General features: G+C 63.3%; 16 protein-coding genes. 8 read left to right on the forward strand and 8 right to left on the reverse strand.

Features of this window, described 5'->3' with window-relative positions; all coding sequences use genetic code 11:
• Both D3242_RS25165 and kynU read left to right on the forward strand, forming a co-directional pair.
• Positions 1-924 (forward strand): ABC transporter permease, encoded by a 924-nt coding sequence (locus D3242_RS25165; protein ID WP_064985498.1) that lies wholly within the window; start codon positions 1-3, stop codon positions 922-924.
• A 19-nt stretch (positions 925-943) separates the two neighbouring features.
• The gene (gene kynU / locus D3242_RS25170; protein WP_027046847.1) at positions 944-2,191 is read left to right on the forward strand and encodes a kynureninase; all 1,248 of its coding nucleotides are present in this window, start codon (positions 944-946) and stop codon (positions 2,189-2,191) included.
• A 4-nt stretch (positions 2,192-2,195) separates the two neighbouring features.
• On the opposite strand, the gene kynA is transcribed toward kynU, so the two are convergent.
• Complete coding sequence (gene kynA / locus D3242_RS25175; protein ID WP_019858179.1) at positions 2,196-3,032, reverse strand: tryptophan 2,3-dioxygenase; 837 nt, start codon at positions 3,030-3,032, stop codon at positions 2,196-2,198.
• Complete coding sequence (locus D3242_RS25180; RefSeq protein WP_064985496.1) at positions 3,029-4,654, reverse strand: AMP-binding protein; 1,626 nt, start codon at positions 4,652-4,654, stop codon at positions 3,029-3,031. The genes kynA and D3242_RS25180 overlap by 4 nt, the downstream gene beginning before the upstream one ends.
• A gap of 312 nt (positions 4,655-4,966) precedes the next feature.
• On the opposite strand from D3242_RS25180, the gene D3242_RS25185 reads away from it, so the two are divergent.
• Positions 4,967-5,797, forward strand: coding sequence for an alpha/beta hydrolase (locus D3242_RS25185; protein WP_064985495.1), 831 nt, complete (start codon positions 4,967-4,969; stop codon positions 5,795-5,797).
• Between the two features lie 46 nt (positions 5,798-5,843).
• On the opposite strand, the gene D3242_RS25190 is transcribed toward D3242_RS25185, so the two are convergent.
• The 5 genes from D3242_RS25190 to D3242_RS25210 form a co-directional block, all read right to left on the reverse strand.
• Entirely contained in the window at positions 5,844-7,049 is a 1,206-nt protein-coding gene (locus D3242_RS25190) for a molybdopterin molybdotransferase MoeA (RefSeq protein ID WP_064985493.1), read from the reverse strand.
• Positions 7,049-7,531 carry a cyclic pyranopterin monophosphate synthase MoaC gene (gene moaC / locus D3242_RS25195; RefSeq protein ID WP_019858175.1) on the reverse strand — a complete coding sequence of 161 codons (483 nt, stop codon included), beginning with the start codon at positions 7,529-7,531 and terminating at the stop codon, positions 7,049-7,051. Before moaC ends, D3242_RS25190 begins: the two co-directional genes overlap by 1 nt.
• Positions 7,532-7,597: 66 nt before the next feature.
• Positions 7,598-8,446 (reverse strand): indole-3-glycerol phosphate synthase TrpC, encoded by an 849-nt coding sequence (gene trpC / locus D3242_RS25200; RefSeq protein ID WP_038646851.1) that lies wholly within the window; start codon positions 8,444-8,446, stop codon positions 7,598-7,600.
• 3 nt (positions 8,447-8,449) lie between these two features.
• The gene (gene trpD, locus D3242_RS25205) at positions 8,450-9,460 is read right to left on the reverse strand and encodes an anthranilate phosphoribosyltransferase (protein WP_038646849.1); all 1,011 of its coding nucleotides are present in this window, start codon (positions 9,458-9,460) and stop codon (positions 8,450-8,452) included.
• Complete coding sequence (locus D3242_RS25210) at positions 9,457-11,349, reverse strand: SurA N-terminal domain-containing protein (RefSeq protein ID WP_038646847.1); 1,893 nt, start codon at positions 11,347-11,349, stop codon at positions 9,457-9,459. The genes trpD and D3242_RS25210 overlap by 4 nt, the downstream gene beginning before the upstream one ends.
• Positions 11,350-11,492: 143 nt before the next feature.
• Here D3242_RS25210 and tpiA point away from each other — a divergent pair, with 143 nt between their 5' ends.
• The 5 genes from tpiA (at position 11,493) to D3242_RS25235 (ending at position 16,666) form a co-directional block, all read left to right on the forward strand.
• Entirely contained in the window at positions 11,493-12,263 is a 771-nt protein-coding gene (gene tpiA / locus D3242_RS25215) for a triose-phosphate isomerase (RefSeq protein WP_019858170.1), read from the forward strand.
• A gap of 167 nt (positions 12,264-12,430) precedes the next feature.
• Positions 12,431-12,907 carry a preprotein translocase subunit SecG gene (gene secG, locus D3242_RS25220; protein WP_019858168.1) on the forward strand — a complete coding sequence of 159 codons (477 nt, stop codon included), beginning with the start codon at positions 12,431-12,433 and terminating at the stop codon, positions 12,905-12,907.
• Positions 12,908-13,118: 211 nt separating this feature from the next.
• On the forward strand, positions 13,119-14,243 hold the full coding sequence (locus D3242_RS25225; RefSeq protein WP_064985720.1) for a L,D-transpeptidase: 1,125 nt from the start codon (positions 13,119-13,121) through the stop codon (positions 14,241-14,243).
• Between the two features lie 216 nt (positions 14,244-14,459).
• The gene (locus D3242_RS25230) at positions 14,460-16,097 is read left to right on the forward strand and encodes a CTP synthase (protein WP_020628875.1); all 1,638 of its coding nucleotides are present in this window, start codon (positions 14,460-14,462) and stop codon (positions 16,095-16,097) included.
• A gap of 23 nt (positions 16,098-16,120) precedes the next feature.
• Complete coding sequence (locus D3242_RS25235; RefSeq protein WP_019858165.1) at positions 16,121-16,666, forward strand: DUF1697 domain-containing protein; 546 nt, start codon at positions 16,121-16,123, stop codon at positions 16,664-16,666.
• Positions 16,667-16,714: 48 nt separating this feature from the next.
• On the opposite strand, the gene D3242_RS25240 is transcribed toward D3242_RS25235, so the two are convergent.
• Entirely contained in the window at positions 16,715-18,172 is a 1,458-nt protein-coding gene (locus D3242_RS25240; RefSeq protein ID WP_038646845.1) for an NCS1 family nucleobase:cation symporter-1, read from the reverse strand.
• Positions 18,173-18,327 lie beyond the last annotated feature (155 nt).

Raw genomic sequence — 18,327 nt, forward strand, 5'->3', positions numbered from 1 at the left:
ATGGGCTTTATTCAGGACGTTCTGACGAGCTTTGTCGCGATCATGCCGGTGACCCTGGCGCAGAGCCTGATCCTGGCCTTTGTCGTGCTAGGCATCATGATCCCGTTCCGCATGCTGAACTTTCCCGATCTCACTAGCGAAGGCGCCTTTCCGCTGGGCGGCTGCGTCTGCGGCGTGCTGCTGGCTGCCGGGGTATCGCCGCTGACCTGCATCGTCGTCGCGTTCGCGGCGGGCTTCGCGGCGGGTTGCTGCACCGCCTTCATCCATCTGCGCTTCCGCATCCACACGCTGCTGGCGGGCATCCTGATGATGACGATGCTCTACAGCATCAACCTGCGCATCATGGGCAAGTCCAACCTTTCGGTTTTCGGCTCGCCCACCGTGTTCGATTGGGTTCCGTTCGCGCGGCCGGGTTTTCCGGCCAGCAAGATCGTCGTCGCCGGCCTTCTCGCGCTCATCGCCTTTGCGGCGCTCTACATGTTCTTCAGAACCGAGAAGGGGACCGCCGTGCGCGCCGTCGGCGCCAATCCCGACATGGCCGAGGCGCAGGGCATCAATGTCTGGGCGGCGACCATAGGCGGTGTCGGGCTGGCAAGCGCGTTTTCGGCCTCGAGCGGCGCGTTGATGGTGCAGTCGCAGGGATTTGCCGACGTCAATATGGGGCTGGGCATCCTCATCAACGGCCTGGCCGCGCTGATGATCGGCGAGGCAGTCGTTGGCAAGCAGACGGTCTCGCGCCAGCTGCTGGCGCCCTTTGCCGGCGCGATCATCTACTACCAGCTGGTGTCGTTCTGCCTTGCCGCCGGCATGCCGCCTCCCGACCTGAAACTTGCCACGGGCCTGTTCGTGCTCGCCATGCTTGCTCTGCCGAGCCTCAAGCGCAGTCGGGGACCAGCGCCCGCGCGCGAAGCGATCCGTGAATAACCAGGGAATGTCACACATCATGCGTGCAACGATCGATCTCGCCGCAGTCGAAGCCATGGATGCGGCGGATCCGCTGCGTGCCATGCGCGACCGCTTCATTTTGCCGGAAGGTGTTATCTACCTCGACGGCAACTCGCTGGGTGCCGCGGCGCCCGCCGTCTTCAACGAGCTGCAAAAGGCGGCGACGCAGGAATGGGCGCAGGATCTCATCCGCGCCTGGAACACCGCGGGCTGGTTCGACATGCCGGTCGCGCTCGGCGACCAACTCGGACGTCTGATCGGCGCCGAGGCCGGCCAGACGGTGGTCTGCGACACGACCTCGATCAACATCTACAAGGTGCTGCATGCAGCCCTTGGCATTCGGCCGAACCGCTCGGTCATCGTCGCTGAGGGCGACAGTTTCCCGACCGATCTCTACATGGCCGAAGGCGTGGCCTCGACGCGGCCGGGCACGGTGCTGCGGCTCGAAGGCGTCGACGCGCCCACCATCGAGGAGCTGATCGATGAGCGCGTCGCGGTCATCCTGGTCAACCACGTCAATTACAAAACCGGACAATTGCGCGACATGGCCGCGCTGACGTGCAAGGCCCATCAGGTCGGTGCGCTGATCGTCTGGGATCTCTGCCATACGGCCGGCGCGTTGCCGGTCGAACTCGATGCTGCGAACGCCGATTTCGCCATCGGCTGCACCTACAAATATCTCAATGGCGGTCCGGGTGCGCCGGCGTTCATCTATGCAGCGAAGCGCCACCACGACGACGTCCATCAGCCGCTGAGCGGTTGGTGGGGCCATGCACGGCCCTTCGCTTTTGAACAAAGTTATGCGGCCGGCAGCGGCATCCGCCGGTTCCTGTGCGGCACGCAGCCGGTGCTGTCGATGCGGGCGCTGAAAGGGGCGCTCGATATCTGGGACGATGTCGACATGGCGGCGGTGCGCAAGAAGAGCATCGCGCTCACCGACCTGTTCATCCAGCTCGTCGAAGCCAGATGCGGCGCCTACGGCCTCGAACTCGAAGGTCCGCGCGACGGCAATGCGCGCGGCAGCCAGGTGTCGTTCCTCCACCCGCATGGCTACCAGGTGATGCGGGCCTTGATCGAGCGCGGTGTGATCGGCGATTTCCGCGCGCCGTCGACCATCCGCTTCGGCTTCACGCCGCTCTATGTCGGCTACAAGGACGTCTGGCAGGCGGTTGAGGTGCTCGAGGACATCCTGCGCACCGGCGCCTGGCAGGAAGCGCGTTTCGCGGTCAAGACGGCGGTGACTTGAGACCTCAGAGCCGCGTGCGGACCGTCCACAGTTCCGGAAACAGCACGACCTCGAGCATCTTCTTGAGATAGGACGCACCTGAGGTGCCGCCGGTGCCGCGCTTCAGGCCGATGATGCGCTCGACCGTGGTGACATGGTTGAAGCGCCAGCGGCGGAAATAGTCCTCGAAATCGACCAGCTTCTCGGCCAGCTCATAGAACATCCAGTAGCGCTGTGGATCGCGGTAGACGGTCTGCCAGGCGACCATGACCTCTTCGTTCTCGGTGCGGGTCTCACGCCAGTCGGTGCGCTTGGCATCGGCGCCGATGTCGAACCCGTTGCGCGCCAGAAGCAGCAGCGCTTCGTCGTAAAGCGATGGCTCGGCCAGGATGGCCTCCAGCTTGCCGGTGAGGTCCGGCCGGTGCTTGTGAGGTCCGAGCATTGCTAGGTTGCGGTTGCCAGCCATGAACTCGATGGCGCGGTATTGCCAGGACTGGAAGCCAGAGGATTGGCCGAGCGCGTCGCGGAACTCGGTGTATTCGCTTGGAGTCATCGTGCGCAGCACGTCCCAGGCGTTGTTCAACTGCTCGAAAATCCGGGCGACGCGCGACAGCATCTTGAAGCTCGGCTCGAGGCGGTCGGCGCGAATGGAGCGTATGGCGGCGCCAATCTCGTGCAAAGCAAGTTTCATCCAGAGCTCCGAGGTCTGGTGCTGGATGATGAACAGCATCTCGTCATGCGCCGACGACAGCGGCGTCTGTGCGTCGAGCACTTTTTCCAGATGCAGATAGTCGCTGTAGGACATGCGCTCCTTGAACGACATCTGCGCGCCTTCGGAGGCCGGATCGTAGGGCTCGCTCAATTGGTTTTCTCCGTACGCAGCCGGAAGCGCTGGATCTTGCCGGTCTGGGTCTTGGGCAGGGCGGCGATGAATTTGACCGAGCGCGGATATTTGTAGGGCGCTATCGTTGCCTTGACGTGGTCCTGCAGGCGCTTGACGGTCAACGCATCGGGCGCCACGCCTTGCACCAGCACGACATGCGCCTCGACGATCTGACCGCGTTCGCCGTCATCGGCGCCTATGACCGCGCATTCGGCGACATCGGGATGCGACAGCAGTGCCGCTTCGACCTCTGGTCCGGCGATATTGTAGCCGGCGCTGACGATCATATCGTCGGTACGCGCGGCGAAGTGGAAGAAACCGTCCTCGTCCTGGGAAAAGGTGTCGCCGGTGAGGTTCCAGCCCTCGCGCACATACTCCTTCTGCCTGTCGTCGGCCATGTAGCGGCAGCCGGTTGGTCCGCGCACCGCCAGCCGTCCGGTCTCGCCGCGTGGCACCTCTTGCATCGCGTCGTCGACGATACGCGCTTCATAGCCGCCCACCGGCTTGCCGGTGGATGCAGGCTTCATGTCGCCAAAACGGTTGGAGATGAAGATGTGCAGCATTTCGGTGGCGCCGATGCCGTCGAGGATCGGCTTGCCGGTCTTCTCGGTCCATTCCTCGAAGACCGGAGCCGGCAAGGTCTCGCCGGCCGATACGGCGACACGCAGCGATGACAAATCGGCACCTTCATCCATGGCCTTCAGCATGGCGCGGTAGGCGGTAGGCGCCGTGAACGAAATGGTCGCTTTGTAGGTCTCGATGATGTGGATCATGTTGGGCGGCGTCGCCTGTTCCAGCAGCGTCGCCGCCGCTCCAAAGCGCAGAGGGAAGATGGCAAGGCCGCCAAGGCCGAAGGTGAAGGCGAGCGGCGGCGAGCCGACAAAGATGTCGTCCGGCGTGACCTGGAGGATTTCGCGCGCATAGGCATCAGCGATGATCAGGAGATCGCGGTGGAAGTGCATCGTGGCCTTCGGCACGCCCGTCGTGCCGGAAGTGAAGCCGAGCAGGGCGACATCGTCGCGGCCGGTGTTGACGGCGGTGAAGGTGACCGGCTTGTCGAGCGCGGCGCGGTCGAGCTCGGCATCGTGGTTGGCGGTGCCGTCGAAACCGATCACCTGCTTCAGGAAGGCGCTGTCCTTGGCGCAGGCGGTCATCTCGTCCATCAGCCTGGTGTCGCAAAGCGCGGTGGTGATCTCCGCCTTGTCGACGATCTTGGTAAGTTCGCCGGCGCGCAGCATCGGCATGGTGTTGACGACCACCGCGCCGACCTTGGTGGCGGCCAGCCAGCAAGCAACCATTGCGGGGTTGTTGGCGGAACGGATCAGCACCCGGTTGCCCGGCTTGACGCCATAATTTTCGACCAGCGCGTGGGCCAGCCTGTTCGTCCAGTCAGACAGTTCCTTGTAGGTGCGGCGGCGGCCATTGCCGATCAGGGCGGTGTGATCGCCAAGACCCTTCTCGACCAGCCTGTCGGTCAATTCGACGCCGGCGTTAAGGCGTTCGGGATAGTCGAAGCCGTCGAGCAGGAAGTCCGGCCACTGATCCGGCGGCGGCAGATGTTCGCGCGTGAACGTGTCGATATGCGCTGAAGGCCCAAGCATGTCGCCGCCACCCCATTTGCTGCCTGGCCAGTGCGCGAAGCATCTGTCCGAGGTCGTGGATCTGAAGTTCCCGTCTTTCGCGAGAGGCCTTGTGTCGCCAGTTACACCTGTTCGGCGACGCCACCGGAAGGTTGGACATTCGCAGGTTTGGACAGCACAGCGGACCTCCCATTGTCGACTGTTCTCGGGGCAGGATCGCACCAGTCGAAATTTGTTTCAAGCCTAAAATGTTTTTGCCCTGAAGCATTGACGCATGGCATGGTGGCGGCCATTGCTAGCGTCAAACGCATGCGTTTTTGGGGGAGGGTGCCGATGCCTAGACATCGCATTGCCGATTGGAACAACGCCTACGCCAATGGCGCGAACATCGCCGGCAGCGACCGTTGGCCGGCCGCGTGGGCGGAACCGGCGCAAGCCTTCCGGGACGCGCTGGCGGCAGAAGGCCGGGCACGGCTGGACATCGCCTATGGCGAGCGGCCGCGAAATCGCTTCGATCTTTTCCTTCCCGAGGCCGCGCCCCAGGGGCTGATCGTGTTCATCCATGGCGGTTATTGGCTGGAGTCCGACAAGAGCGACTGGTCGCATCTGGCCAAGGGCGCGGTCAGCAGCGGCTTTGCCGTGGCGATGCCGTCCTACACGCAGTGCCCGGACATACGCATCGCGGGCATCGTCCGTGAAGTCGGCGCGGCGATCGAAAAAGTGGCGGCAATGGTCGACGGACCGTTGATGCTGACCGGACATTCGGCCGGCGGACATCTCGCCAGCCGCATGGTGACCACATCGACGCCTCTGGCGGCCGATGTGGCAAGGCGCATCCGCCATGTCGTTTCGATCTCGGGCCTGCACGACCTTCGTCCGCTCATGCGCACCGGCATGAATGGCGCTTTGGCAATCGACGAAGCCGAAGCGCAGGCCGAGAGCCCCGCCCTGTTGCGGCCCTTGGATGGCACACGCATCACCTGCTGGGCCGGCGGTGGCGAGCGTTCCGAGTTCCTGCGCCAGAATGCGCTGCTGGCCAATATCTGGACCGGTCTTGGCGCCGCCACCAGCTGCGTGGTCGAGCCCGACCGGCATCATTACGACATTGTCGATGGCCTCGCCGATCCGGCGCATGCGCTGACGCGAACCTTGATCTCGGAATAGGTGAGATCGTTTTTGTCCTGTTATCAGTGAATTATGGGATAATCCTTCAGCGCAGCATCAGCACGCTGCAAGAATCCCCGGCAGCGGATGCAGGGGCAAATGGCGCCCGCACGATCAGTCCATTGGCGTCGGCCAGCATCCTCAGCATGGACGAGTCCTGGATGCTGAACGGCGTCGCCACCAGCCCGCCATCATCCTCCCTGACCACCGACCGCACATAGTCTTGGCGCAGGTCATTGGCCGGCATTGCGGCGCCCAGTCGGGCCGAACGGATGTCCTGACGATGATCACGGCCGCCTAGCCTCGCCAGAAGCGGCTTGAGGAACAATTGCGAGCAGACCAGGCTTGCCACCGGATTGCCGGGCAGGCCGATGCACCTGATGTCGCCGAGGCGTCCGAACATCAGCGGCTTGCCGGGGCGCATGGCGATCTTCCAGAATCCGAGCGTCATGCCTTCGCCGGTCAGCACGTCATGGATCAGGTCATGGTCGCCAACCGAGGCGCCGCCAAGCGTGACGATGACATCCGCACCGGCCGCGACCGCCTTTTTGACCAACGCTGCGATGGCATCCTTGCGGTCGGCGGCAATGCCGAGATCGAGCGCGCGGGCGCCGACCGATTGCGCGGCAGCGGCGACGCCATAGGCGTTGGACGAGATGATCTGGTCCGGCCCGAGATCGCTGCCGGGCGGCAGCAGCTCGTCGCCTGTGGCGATGATGGCGACCAGCGGCCGCCTTACCACACTCACTTTGGGATGGTTGGCCGATGCCGCCAGCGAGAGTGCCGCCGCATCGAGCAAACGACCTTTTTCCAGCAGGACGTCGCCCTTGGAAAAGTCGAGGCCGATGCGGCGTATGTTGCGCCATTCCGCAGTGGGCTCGATCACTTCGATCTCACCGCCGCCGAGATCCCTCACGTTTTCCTGGATGACGATGGTGTCGGCACCTTCAGGCAGCGGCGCACCGGTGAAGATACGCACGGCCTGGCGCTCGCCGACGGTGCCCTCAAAACCGCGCCCGGCCGGTGCCATGCCGATCACCGAAAGTTTCGATGGCAGGGACGCCACTTCGGCCGCGCGCACCGCGTAACCATCCATGGCCGAAGCGTTGAAGGGCGGCTGAGTGCGAAGTGCCGCGACCTGTTCCGCCAGCACCCGATCGACCGCGTCGAACAGAGAAACGCTTTCGCTGGCCAGGGGGGCTGCACCATCCAGCAGGCGCTCAAGCGCCTCGGCCACCGGAACCAGCGCCATCAGGCGCCAGCCTTGTAGTCGCCGGACTTGCCGCCGGTCTTTTCCACCAGCTTGATGCCGGAAATGACCATGGCGCGGTCCACGGCCTTTGCCATGTCGTAGATGGTCAGGCAGGCGACCGATGCGGCGGTCAGCGCTTCCATCTCGACGCCGGTCTTGCCGGTGACACGCGCCAGCGCGGTGACTTTCAGGCCGGGCAGCGCGTGATCGGGCTCGATGTCGACGGAAACCTTGGTCAAGAGCAGTGGATGGCAGAGTGGAATCAGCTCATGCGTCTTCTTCGCCGCCATGATGCCGGCGATGCGGGCGGTGCCGAGCACATCGCCCTTCTTGGCGTTGCCGGCGAGGATGGTCTTCAGCGTCTCGGGCTGCATCGAGACGAACCCTTCGGCGATCGCCGTGCGCGTCGTCTCTTCCTTGTCGCCGACATCGACCATATTGGCCTCGCCTTGCGCGCCGAGATGGGTGAGGGCCGATGTCATCGTCAGACGGCCATAGAGCGACGTGCGTCCATTCGGACGCACAAAGTACGCTCTATCACTTTGAATCTATGCATCGTGCTCTCCGAAAATCGATTCCGATTTTCGGGCCGATGCATCCAGCGCCTTGCCCGTCAGCAGAAGGCGGGTGGCGGCGGTGACGTCCTGTTGCCGCATCAGGCTCTCGCCGACAAGGAAGGTGCCGATGTCCTTCTTCTGCAGCCTGAGGCAATCGTCATGTGTGAAGATACCGCTCTCACTGACCAGCAAGCGGTCGGCCGGCACCATCGTTGCCAGCCGCTCGGAGGTTTCGAGGCTGGTCTCGAATGTTCTCAGATTGCGGTTGTTTATGCCGATCAGCCGCGACGACAGCTTTAGCGCGCGCATCGTCTCGGCTTCATCATGCACCTCGATCAGCGCATCCATGCCGAGTTCAAATGCGGCCGCTTCCAATTCGCTCGCCAAGGCATCGTCGACGCTGGCCATGATGATCAGGATGGCATCCGCGCCCCAGGCGCGCGCCTCATAGACCTGGTAGGGATCGAACAGGAAATCCTTGCGCAGCGCGGGCAGGGAGACGGCTGCCCGCGCCTTGGTGAGGAATTCCGGCGCGCCCTGGAAGGACGGTGCATCGGTCAACACCGAAAGACAGGCGGCGCCGCCCTTCTCATAGGCCTGCGCCAGTGCCGGCGGATCGAAATCGGCACGAATCAGCCCTTTGGAAGGGCTCGCCTTCTTGATTTCGGCGATCAGGGCGAAGCGACCCGATCCGCGCTTCGCCTCGAGTGCTGCAAGAAAGCCGCGTGGTGCGTCGGCGTCCTTCGCCCGCGCCTTGATCTCGGCCAGCGGTTTCAGTGCCTTGGCGGCGGCGATCTCGTCGCGCTTGTAGGCCTCGATCTTGCGCAAAATGTCAGACACGGTTCACCCGTTCGAAATTTCGACCAAACGGTCGAGCACCTGCAGCGCCCGGCCGCTGTCGATGGCTTGTGCCGCGAGCGCGATGCCGTCGGCGAGCGTCGTCGCCTTGCCCGCGATTACCAGCCCGGCGCCGGCATTCATCAGCACGGTGTCGCGATAGGCGCCGGCAGCACCACCCAGCATGTCGCGCAAGGCCTTGGCATTGTAGGCGGCGTCACCGCCGCGCAGCTCGTCCTTGGTGTGGCGCTTCAGTCCAACCTCTTCCGGGGTCAGTGTGAAGCTGCGGATCTCACCGCCGATCAGTTCCGCCACCTGCGTCTCGCCGGTGGTGGTGATTTCGTCATAGCCGTCGCCATGAACGACCCAGGCATGCTCGGTGCCCAGCGCCTTCAATGTCTCGGCCACCGGCATGATCCATTCCGGCAGGAACACACCGACCATCTGCCTGACGACGCCAGCCGGATTGGAGAGGGGGCCGAGCAGGTTGAAGATGGTGCGGGTGCCGAGCTCGACGCGGGTCGGGCCGACATGCTTCATCGCCGGGTGGTGCGCGGGCGCGAACATGAAGCCGACGCCGGCTTCGTGGATGCAACGGCCGATCGTCTCCGGCGGAATGTCTATCTTGACCCCAAGCGCGATCAGGACATCGGCCGCGCCGGTCAGCGAGGACAGGCCGCGATTGCCGTGTTTCGCGACCGGCACGCCGGCGGCGGCGATAACGAAGGCCGAGCCCGTCGAAATGTTGACGCTGTGGGAATTGTCGCCGCCCGTGCCGACGATATCGATGGCACCCGCGGGCGCCTCGACGCGCAGCATCTTGGCCCGCATCGTGGCGACAGCGCCCGAAATCTCGCTGACCGTCTCACCGCGTACGCGCAGCGCCATCAGGAAGCCGCCGATCTGCCCCGGGGTCGCGTCGCCTGACATGATGATGTCGAAGGCCTCGCGCGCTTCCTCGAAGGAAAGCGCGGTGCCGGCCGCCACCTTGGCGATGTGGGTTTTCAGCGCGCTCATCTTGTCGAGGCTTGGGCAACGGCGGCCTGGTCGATGCGGACGTCATACTGCGTCTGCAACTGCGCCACCAACTGGTCGAGCAGATCGTCCGACATGCCGGAAGTGAAGGATTTTTGCGCATCCTCCGGCACCGAGCTGGCATCGGCTCCGGCGGGCTCGAACACTTCGGCGACCTTGAACAGGATCTGCCCGTCGCCGGTGGGCGAGGGGATCAAGCCGGTGCCGCCTTCGCCGACGCCGAACATCACGGCAGCGCCTTCCTTGCCGAAATCGGCATCGTCGGCTTCGCGCCTCAGGCCGCGCTTGGTCTGCTTCTCCAGTTTGAGATCGCCGGCGATGACATCGAGCGTGGCACCAGCCTTGAGCCGCTTGTCGAGCTCGCTCGCCTTGGCGGCAAGGCGCTTGGTGGTCTCGGCTGCCGTCCAGTCGGCGACGACTTTCTGGCGGACCTCGTCAAGTGTGCGGTCGCGAGCCGGCGTGATCGAGGCGACTTCATAGAAGATGAAGCCGTTGTCGGCCGTGGTCAGCGCTTCGTTTTCGGTTTTGGGTTCGGCATCAAAGACCGCCTTGATCAGTGCAGGAGATTCCGGCAGGTCCTTGACGATGGAGCCGTCCGGCCTGAGGCCGCTGCGATCGATGGCATCGATGGTGACGTCCTTCAGCTTCAGCTTGGCGGCCGCGTCGGCCAGCGAACTGCCGGAGGCGCGGGTATCTTCGTAATTGTCGTGCACATCCAAAAGGATGCGGCTTGCCTCGCCCAGCGCCAGGTCCTTGCGGATCTGGTCGGACACTTCGGCGAGCGGCTTCACCACCTCGGGCTTGATCTCGGTGACGCGCAGCAGCACCGGACCGAAGGCGCCCTGAACGACCTGGCTGACTTCGTTGGCGTTGAGCGCGAAGGCGGCATCTGCAACCGCCTTGTCGGCGATCTTGTCCTTGGCCAACGTGCCAAGCAGCGTGTCGGCCGGGGTCTTGCCTTCGGCTGTCACCAGCTTTTCGAACGTGGCGCCGGCCTTGAGCGAATCGAGCGCGGCTTTGGCTGCGTCCGGTGTCTTGAACACAAGCTGCTCGATCGTGCGCATTTCGGGCGTCGTGTAGCGCGCCTTGTTCTTGTTGTAATCGTCATTGACCTGCTGGTCGGTGACGGCAGTCGGATCCATGATGTCCACCGGCTCGAGGCGGACATAGGAGAATTTGCGGTACTCAGGTGCGGCGTAGGTCTTCTTATTGGCCTCGAAATAGGCCTGAAGCACGCTGTCGCTCGGTGCCTCGATGGGCTCGACGAGCTTCTTCGGCAACACCAGATAGTCAACGGTGCGGTCCTCGCCGCGATAGAGCGCGACGGCCTTGAAGAAAGCGTCCGGTGCCTTGAGGCCGTCCGAGACCGCCTCGACGATCTGCTGGCGCACCGCCACCTGGGCGCGATTCTTCAGATAATCCTCTGGCCGCATGCCGACCTGGCGCAGCATGTACTCGAATGTCCTCCTGTCGAACTCGCCGCCTGGACCCTTGAACGCCGGATCCTCGCGCGTCAGCTCGGCCAGCCGGTCCTTGGACAGGCCAAGGCCAAGCTTGCGGGCCTGTTCGTCGAGAACGGCGCCGGAGACAAGCTGAGCCAGGACCTGGTTGTCGATGCCGAGCGCCTTTGCCTGTTCGTGGGTGAGGCGCTGACCGAATTGCTGCGACATGACGGCGAGCTGGCGATCATAGGCGAGGCGGTATTCGTTGATCGATACCTTGGTGCCACCCGCTATTATCACCGAATCGTGGCCGGCAAAGCCGCCCATCAGCCGCCCGGAGATGCCCCAGGCGGCGAAACTGACCACCAGCAGCGAAAGCAATGTCTTCGCGACCCATGTACCCGCCGCGCTTCTCAATACACCAAGCATCGTTACTTCCGATTTATGCGCATTTTCGCATGCGCCGAGTCTGAAACAAGCGCAATAGCGCCCTTCCGGGCCACTGTCGATTGCTTTGTGGCCTGATTTTGGTAGTGAGGGCCAGAGCTTGATATCGCCCGGAGAAGCAGACCATGACGCCAGGAATTCGCCCGCTCGTCGCCGGCAACTGGAAAATGAACGGAACCAGCGCTTCGCTGAACGAGCTCAGGATGATCGGCAACGGTTTCATGAGCGGGCTCGACGCGGAGACCGAGGCCCTGGTCTGCGTTCCCGCGACACTGCTCTCCCATGCCGCGGAGATTCTGTCGCGCACGCCGGTCCATGCCGGCGGCGAGGATTGCCACACCAAGGAAAGCGGCGCCTACACCGGCTGCATCTCGGCGGAGATGCTGAAGGACGCCGGCGCGAGCCATGTCATAGTCGGCCATTCCGAATGCCGCGAACAACGCGGCGAGGACGATGCGACGGTCCAGGCCAAGGCCGCCGCCGCATGGCGTGCCGGGCTCGTGGCCATCATTTGCATCGGCGAGACGCAGCAACAGCGTGAAGCGGGCGCCACGCTCGACGTGCTGTCGCGCCAGGTCGCCGGCTCGGTGCCGCCGAGTGCCACGCCATCCAACACCGTCATTGCCTATGAGCCGGTGTGGGCGATCGGCACAGGCCTGACGCCGACCGCGGCCGATGTGACCGAAGCGCATGCGCATATCCGCGAAAAGCTCTCGGAGAAACTTGGCGCCGCTGCCGCCAAGATGCGCATTCTCTACGGCGGCTCGGTCAAGCCGTCCAATGCGGTTGAACTGCTCGGCGTCAGGAATGTCGATGGCGCGCTGGTCGGCGGCGCCAGCCTGAAGGCGGCCGATTTTCTGGGTATCGCCGAGGCCTATCGCAGCATTTCAGGCTAAGTTTCACGACGAAGGATGGGGCTCATCCCGTCCAAATTCGTTGCAAAGGGCGCGTTGCTTCCCATATTCCGGCCACGGGCTTGGAAATGCCGTGAAAGCATTGTATTGAGCCGCCTCCAATTCACCGGTCGTGTCCGCGGCCGGGCAAGGCCTTGCCAGGATAAACTATGCAAACCGTACTGATCGTCATCCATCTCATGGTCGTGCTCGCCCTCGTCGGCGTGGTGCTGCTGCAACGCTCCGAAGGCGGCGGCCTTGGCATTGGAGGCGGATCGGGCTTCATGACGGCGCGTGGCGCCGCCAACGCGTTGACCCGGGCAACGGCGATCCTGGCGGCGGCTTTCTTCGTCACGTCGCTGACCTTGTCGATCATTGCCCGCTACGGCGAAAAGCCGATCGACATTCTCGATCGCGTCCCGGCGACCTCGGACGGCGCCGGCAAGGGCGTGCTCAACCAGTTGCCTGGCACGACGACCCCGGCACCGGCCGGCAGCACCACCCCGACGCCGCCGTCGGGCAATGGCGCGGCGACGACGCCTGCGCCGGCAGCTCCGGCCACCGCGCCCGCCTCCGGTGCAACGCCGCCGGCAAGCAACGGCACCACCAACACGGCGCCCGCGGCACCGCAGGTCCCGAACCAGTAACCTCATCTGGTCCAAACCGCGACCTGTGATCGTTTGAACACAGTCGCGGCAAATGCTGCGCGATCACGAAGATTCAACGGGCAGCAGCGTGGTCTCACGCTTGAGGCATCCGCGCTTCTTCGACTATAGATTGCACGCGGCATTTTCGGTGTCCTTGGGGGACGCCGGGCGACGCCGTGGGCAACAAGCATTGAACGATCGGATCTTCGCCATGCAGCTTCGCAGCTTCATTTTCCTGGGACTTTGCGCCGTACTCGGCCTGAGTTCCCCGGCTTTCGCCGGCGTGCCGGCCAATTTGGCCGCCAATCAGTCGGTCGACAAAACCGACGCCATCAACGTCGCAGTCAAGAGCGATGCGGCGCAGTTGAAGGCTCTCAAGAAGAAGAAAAGCCCGACACCGGACGATCTCGCCCAGATCAAGAAAATCGAGGCCAAGATCGCCGCCGACAAGGAAGACGCCAAGACCAAGGCGCTCGAAGCCAGGAAGCTGGCGTTGCGCGAGGCGGCCAAGGCCAAGGCCGACGCCGAACGGCAGGCCTTCCTGGCTAAGAAGGGAAAGAGCGCTTCTACAACGGCCGAAGTGGCTGACGCCAAGCCGGCCAAGAAGACCACAAAGGTCATCGAGCTGATCGAACCGATCACACCAATCCAGTCAGCCGAGCCGCTTCCGGCAGAAGCGATGAATGTCGCTCTGACCGGCAACAATGGTGAGCTTCGTAGCGAGGTCATCGGCCAGAAGCAGCCGAGCCGCGGCCTGTTCGCCGGCCTGTTCGGCGGCACCTCTTCCGGCTCGTCGATCAGCTATCTGCCCGAGACGCGGGCTCTCGACCGGGCTCTCGCCCAGAAGGACGCCAAGAAGCCGTTCAAGGTGAAGCCGGAATTCGTGCCGCAGGACGTGGAATTCACCGGCTATGAGCCGGGCACCATCGTCATCGACACCAGCGCGCGCCGGCTCTATCTCGTCGAATCGTTTTCGACCGCGCGTCGCTACGCGATCGCGGTCGGCCGTGAAGGCCTGCAGTTCAAGGGTACGGTCGCGGTGGGCGACAAGCAGGAATGGCCGCGCTGGATCCCGACGCTCGACATGCAGAAGCGCGAGCCCAAGCACTACGGGCAGTACAAGGACGGCATGCCCGGCGGCGGCCAAAACCCGCTCGGCGCCCGCGCCATCTACCTCTATGACGGCAAGAAGGACACGCATCTGCGCATCCACGGCACCATCGCGCCGCAGTCGATCGGAACCAGCGCTTCCAATGGCTGCTTCCGCATGATCAACGAGCACGTCATGGATCTCTACAGCCGCGTCAGGGTCGGCACCAAAGTCGTCATCATCTGACGTTTCCGCCATCCTGCCGAAAGGGCCGGCTCAGCCGGCCCTTTTGTTTTGCCTCGCTCACGACAAGCCTGTCCGGTCGTGATCCCCGGACAAACGAAAACCGTTTGTTCGAGAAAACCGGGTTCCACACTTCGGGATCATGGTCCGACGCCTTCTTGGGAAAAAACCTTCGCGGTGGTTTTTTCTCTGGCGGAATCAATCCAGCCGCGTTAAGCGATGACTCCCATGGCGCGATATGTATTCATCACAGGCGGCGTGGTTTCCTCACTTGGAAAAGGCATAGCCGCAGCGGCCCTTGGGGCTCTCCTGCAGGCGCGAGGCTATCGCGCACGCATCAAAAAACTCGACCCGTATCTCAATGTCGATCCCGGCACGATGTCGCCGTACCAGCATGGCGAGGTGTTCGTCACCGATGACGGTGCGGAGACCGATCTTGACCTTGGTCACTACGAGCGCTTCACCGGCCGCTCGGCCAATCAACAGGACAACATCACCACCGGCCGCATCTACAAGAACATCATCGAGCGCGAGCGGCGCGGCGACTATCTCGGTGCCACCGTGCAGGTCATTCCGCACGTCACCGACGAGATCAAGAATTTCGTCCTCAACGGCAATGACGACTATGATTTCGTGCTGTGCGAGATCGGCGGCACGGTCGGCGACATCGAGGCGATGCCGTTCCTCGAGGCGATCCGTCAGCTCGGCAACGACCTGCCGCGCAACAATGCCGTCTACGTGCATCTGACCTTGATGCCCTACATTCCGACGGCGGGTGAGCTGAAGACCAAGCCGACCCAGCATTCGGTCAAGGAACTGCGCGGCATCGGCATCGCGCCCGACATCCTTCTGGTTCGCGCCGACCGCGCCATTCCCAAGGAAGAGCGCAGAAAACTGTCGCTGTTCTGCAATGTCCGGGAAAGTGCCGTCATCCAGGCGCTCGACGTGCCGCACATCTACGACGTGCCGATGGCCTACCACAAGGAAGGGCTCGATTCGGAAGTGCTGGCCGCCTTTGGCATCGACCCTGCGCCGAAGCCGCGCATGGAGCCCTGGCAGAAGGTGTCGGACCGCATCCACAGCCCGGAAGGCGAGGTGACCATCGCCATCGTCGGGAAATACACTGGCCTCAAGGACGCCTACAAATCGCTGATCGAAGCGCTTTCGCATGGCGGCCTGGCCAATCACGTCAAGGTCAAGCTCGACTGGATCGAATCGGAGATCTTCGAGAAGGAGGATCCGACGCCTTGGCTGGAAAAGGTGCATGGCATCCTGGTTCCCGGCGGCTTTGGCGAACGCGGCTCCGAAGGCAAGATCCTGGCGGCGAAATTCGCGCGCGAGCGCAAGGTGCCGTATTTCGGCATCTGCTTCGGCATGCAGATGGCCTGCATCGAGGCGGCGCGGTCGCTGGCGGGCGTCGAGCATGCCTCCTCGACCGAGTTCGGCCCGACCAACGAGCCCGTCGTCGGCCTGATGACCGAATGGCTGAAGGGCAACATGCTTGAGAAGCGGCGGGAAACCGGCGATCTCGGCGGCACGATGCGTCTCGGCGCCTATCAGGCCGACCTCGCCAAGGGCTCCAAGATCGCCGAGATCTATGGTGACACGCAGATTTCCGAACGCCACCGCCACCGCTACGAGGTCAATATCGACTACAAGGAGCGGCTAGAGGATTGCGGCCTGGTGTTTGCCGGCATGTCGCCAGACGGCGTGCTGCCGGAGACGGTCGAATATCCCGACCATCCCTGGTTCATCGGCGTCCAGTATCACCCTGAGCTGAAGAGCCGGCCGCTCGATCCGCATCCGCTGTTCGCCAGCTTCATCGAGGCTGCCGTGGAACAGTCTCGCCTGGTGTAGGCACCCGCCAGGCGGAGCCTCTCATGCAGACCTATGTCGCGCTCCTCTACAGCATCATCCTGGGTGAGGGGCGCCGGGTCGTCATGGCGGACCTCAAGGCGATGGCGGAAGGCCTCGGCTTGAGGAATGTTCGCACGCTGGTGGCGACGGGAAATCTGGTCTTCGAGGCTGAGAGGACCGCGACTGCCGCGCTTGAGAAGCGGCTGGAGGCCGCCTTCGAAACGGCCTTTGACCGCCACGTCGACATCATTGTCCGTGGCGCTGGAGATTGGCAGAAACTCGCGTCGCGCAATCCATTCCCAACCGAATCGGAGGAAGCCGGGGATCAGGTCGCGGTGCGTGTGATGCGCAAGCCTGTGGCCGAAGATGTCCTGTCGGGGCTTCAGGCCTATGCCGCCGAGGACGAGAAGGTGCTCCTGATCGGCGGCGACATATGGCTTGTGTTTTCGCGCGAACGGCCAAGCTCGCGGCTGCTTGCGGCCGCCAATCACAAGCGCCTGGGCATAGGCACGTCGCGCAACTGGAACACGGTGCGCAAATTGGCGGAGATGGTTGGCAGTAGGGAATAGGGAATCTGTTTGTGTATTCCCTAGCCCCTACTGCCTACTGCATCACTTTCAGGCTTTCGCTATCTTGGCGCCCGCACCCACGGCGGCGGTGCGCAGCACGTAATAGATGATGCCGGCAATCGCCACGCCGAAGAACCAGCCATAGACGCCCCACCAGGACGGCAGCCAGTTGGTGAAGTTCGGCAATATCGACGAGAAGACGGCACCGATGCCGGCCGCGATGAAGGCATTGACGTGCCAGCCGCCCTGGAAGCGGAACTCGCCGTCCTCGCGATACAGCGCCTCGACGTCGACCTCGCCTTTGCGGATCAGGTAATAGTCGACCATCATGACGCCGAAGATCGGCCCCATCGTCGCGCCGATGATGCCGACGAAATGCGCCGCACTGCCTTCCCACGGCGCGAATGGATAGAGCACAAGTGCGATGAGTGCTGCGATGTAGCCGCCCTTCTTGAAGTCGATCTGACGCGGGAAGACGTTGGAGAAGTCGAAGGCTGGCGAGACGAAGTTGGCGACGACGTTGATGCCGAGCGTGGCAACCGCGAAGGTCAGGGCCGCGAGTGCCGCCAGGAACCAGCTGTCGAACTTGGCCGAGATCTGGTCGGGATGCAGCAGCACTTCGTGGTAGACGTCATAGGCGGCAATGGTGGTGACGCCGGCGACCAGCGAGAACAGGATGAGGTTGACCGGAAGGCCCCAGATGTTGCCTTTGCGCAGCGCAGCCTTGTCCGGCGCGTAGCGGGCGAAGTCGCAGAAATTGAGATAGAGCGCCGAGAAATAGGTCACCCAGATCGCCGCGACCCCGAAGAGCGTCGTCCACGATCCGGGATCGCCCGGAATCCCGGCATCGGCGGTCTTTTCGCGCAGCACGTCCATCGGAATATCGCTGGTAAAGGCGAAGCTCCCTGATTTGACGCAGAGATAGATGGCCAGGAGCAGCATCATCACCCAGACGGCAGGCCCCGCCCAATCCTGGAAGCGGCGCACTGTTTCCATGCCCTTCTGGATGATCAGCAGTTGCAGCGCCCAGATGATGACGAAGCAGATCACTTCCAGCGTGGAATGGCCGAGAAGATGCGAGGTCTTGTTGAATTCGTCGAACCATTGCAGGCGAGTGAGCAATGCCACGATGGCGCCGGAGGCGGCGGCCGTTTGCGCGCCGTACCAGAAGCAGGCGACGATGGCGCGCACCAAGGCCGGTATGTTGGCACCCCAGATGCCGAAGGAGGCGCGGGCGAGCACGGGGTAGGGCACGCCAGTCTTGACGCCGGCATAACCGACCATGTTCATCAGCGCGTAGATGATCAGCGAGCCGATGCCGATAGCAATGATGAAATTGACGAAGCCGCCGCAGAACAGGAACAGGCTGGCGGCGAGATAATAGCCCCACAGGCTGTGAACGTCCGAGGTCCAGACGTTGAAGATCGAGAATGGTCCCCAGTTTCGAACTTTGGCCGGAGCGAGATCCTCGTTGTACAGGTCAGGCGATGCGCCTTGTATGGTCACTGCAATGTCCTCCCCTTGATTGGCCACGCGCCTCCACGCGATAGCCGTGCAGGTTAAGCCTGACGCTGGGGAACCGACAAGCAATCCATTTGCCGGCTTTGGCCTTAAAGATATTCAATGCGAACGGCGATTATCGAGGGGTCGCAATGGTGGGC

It is taken from the genome of Mesorhizobium jarvisii, from assembly GCF_003601985.1.
Lineage (GTDB): Bacteria > Pseudomonadota > Alphaproteobacteria > Rhizobiales > Rhizobiaceae > Mesorhizobium > Mesorhizobium jarvisii.

Coding starts and splice junctions, on each gene's coding strand:
- trpD (WP_038646849.1), bottom strand. CDS start 9,460: ATGAGCGCGCTGAAAACCCACATCGCCAAGGTGGCGGCCGGCACCGCG.
- D3242_RS25190 (WP_064985493.1), bottom strand. CDS start 7,049: ATGGCGCTGGTTCCGGTGGCCGAGGCGCTTGAGCGCCTGCTGGATGGT.
- secG (WP_019858168.1), top strand. CDS start 12,431: ATGCAAACCGTACTGATCGTCATCCATCTCATGGTCGTGCTCGCCCTC.
- D3242_RS25165 (WP_064985498.1), top strand. CDS start 1: ATGGGCTTTATTCAGGACGTTCTGACGAGCTTTGTCGCGATCATGCCG.
- kynU (WP_027046847.1), top strand. CDS start 944: ATGCGTGCAACGATCGATCTCGCCGCAGTCGAAGCCATGGATGCGGCG.
- D3242_RS25225 (WP_064985720.1), top strand. CDS start 13,119: ATGCAGCTTCGCAGCTTCATTTTCCTGGGACTTTGCGCCGTACTCGGC.
- tpiA (WP_019858170.1), top strand. CDS start 11,493: ATGACGCCAGGAATTCGCCCGCTCGTCGCCGGCAACTGGAAAATGAAC.
- D3242_RS25210 (WP_038646847.1), bottom strand. CDS start 11,349: ATGCTTGGTGTATTGAGAAGCGCGGCGGGTACATGGGTCGCGAAGACA.
- D3242_RS25235 (WP_019858165.1), top strand. CDS start 16,121: ATGCAGACCTATGTCGCGCTCCTCTACAGCATCATCCTGGGTGAGGGG.
- moaC (WP_019858175.1), bottom strand. CDS start 7,531: ATGACATCGGCCCTCACCCATCTCGGCGCGCAAGGCGAGGCCAATATG.
- D3242_RS25230 (WP_020628875.1), top strand. CDS start 14,460: ATGACTCCCATGGCGCGATATGTATTCATCACAGGCGGCGTGGTTTCC.
- D3242_RS25180 (WP_064985496.1), bottom strand. CDS start 4,654: ATGCTTGGGCCTTCAGCGCATATCGACACGTTCACGCGCGAACATCTG.
- D3242_RS25185 (WP_064985495.1), top strand. CDS start 4,967: ATGCCTAGACATCGCATTGCCGATTGGAACAACGCCTACGCCAATGGC.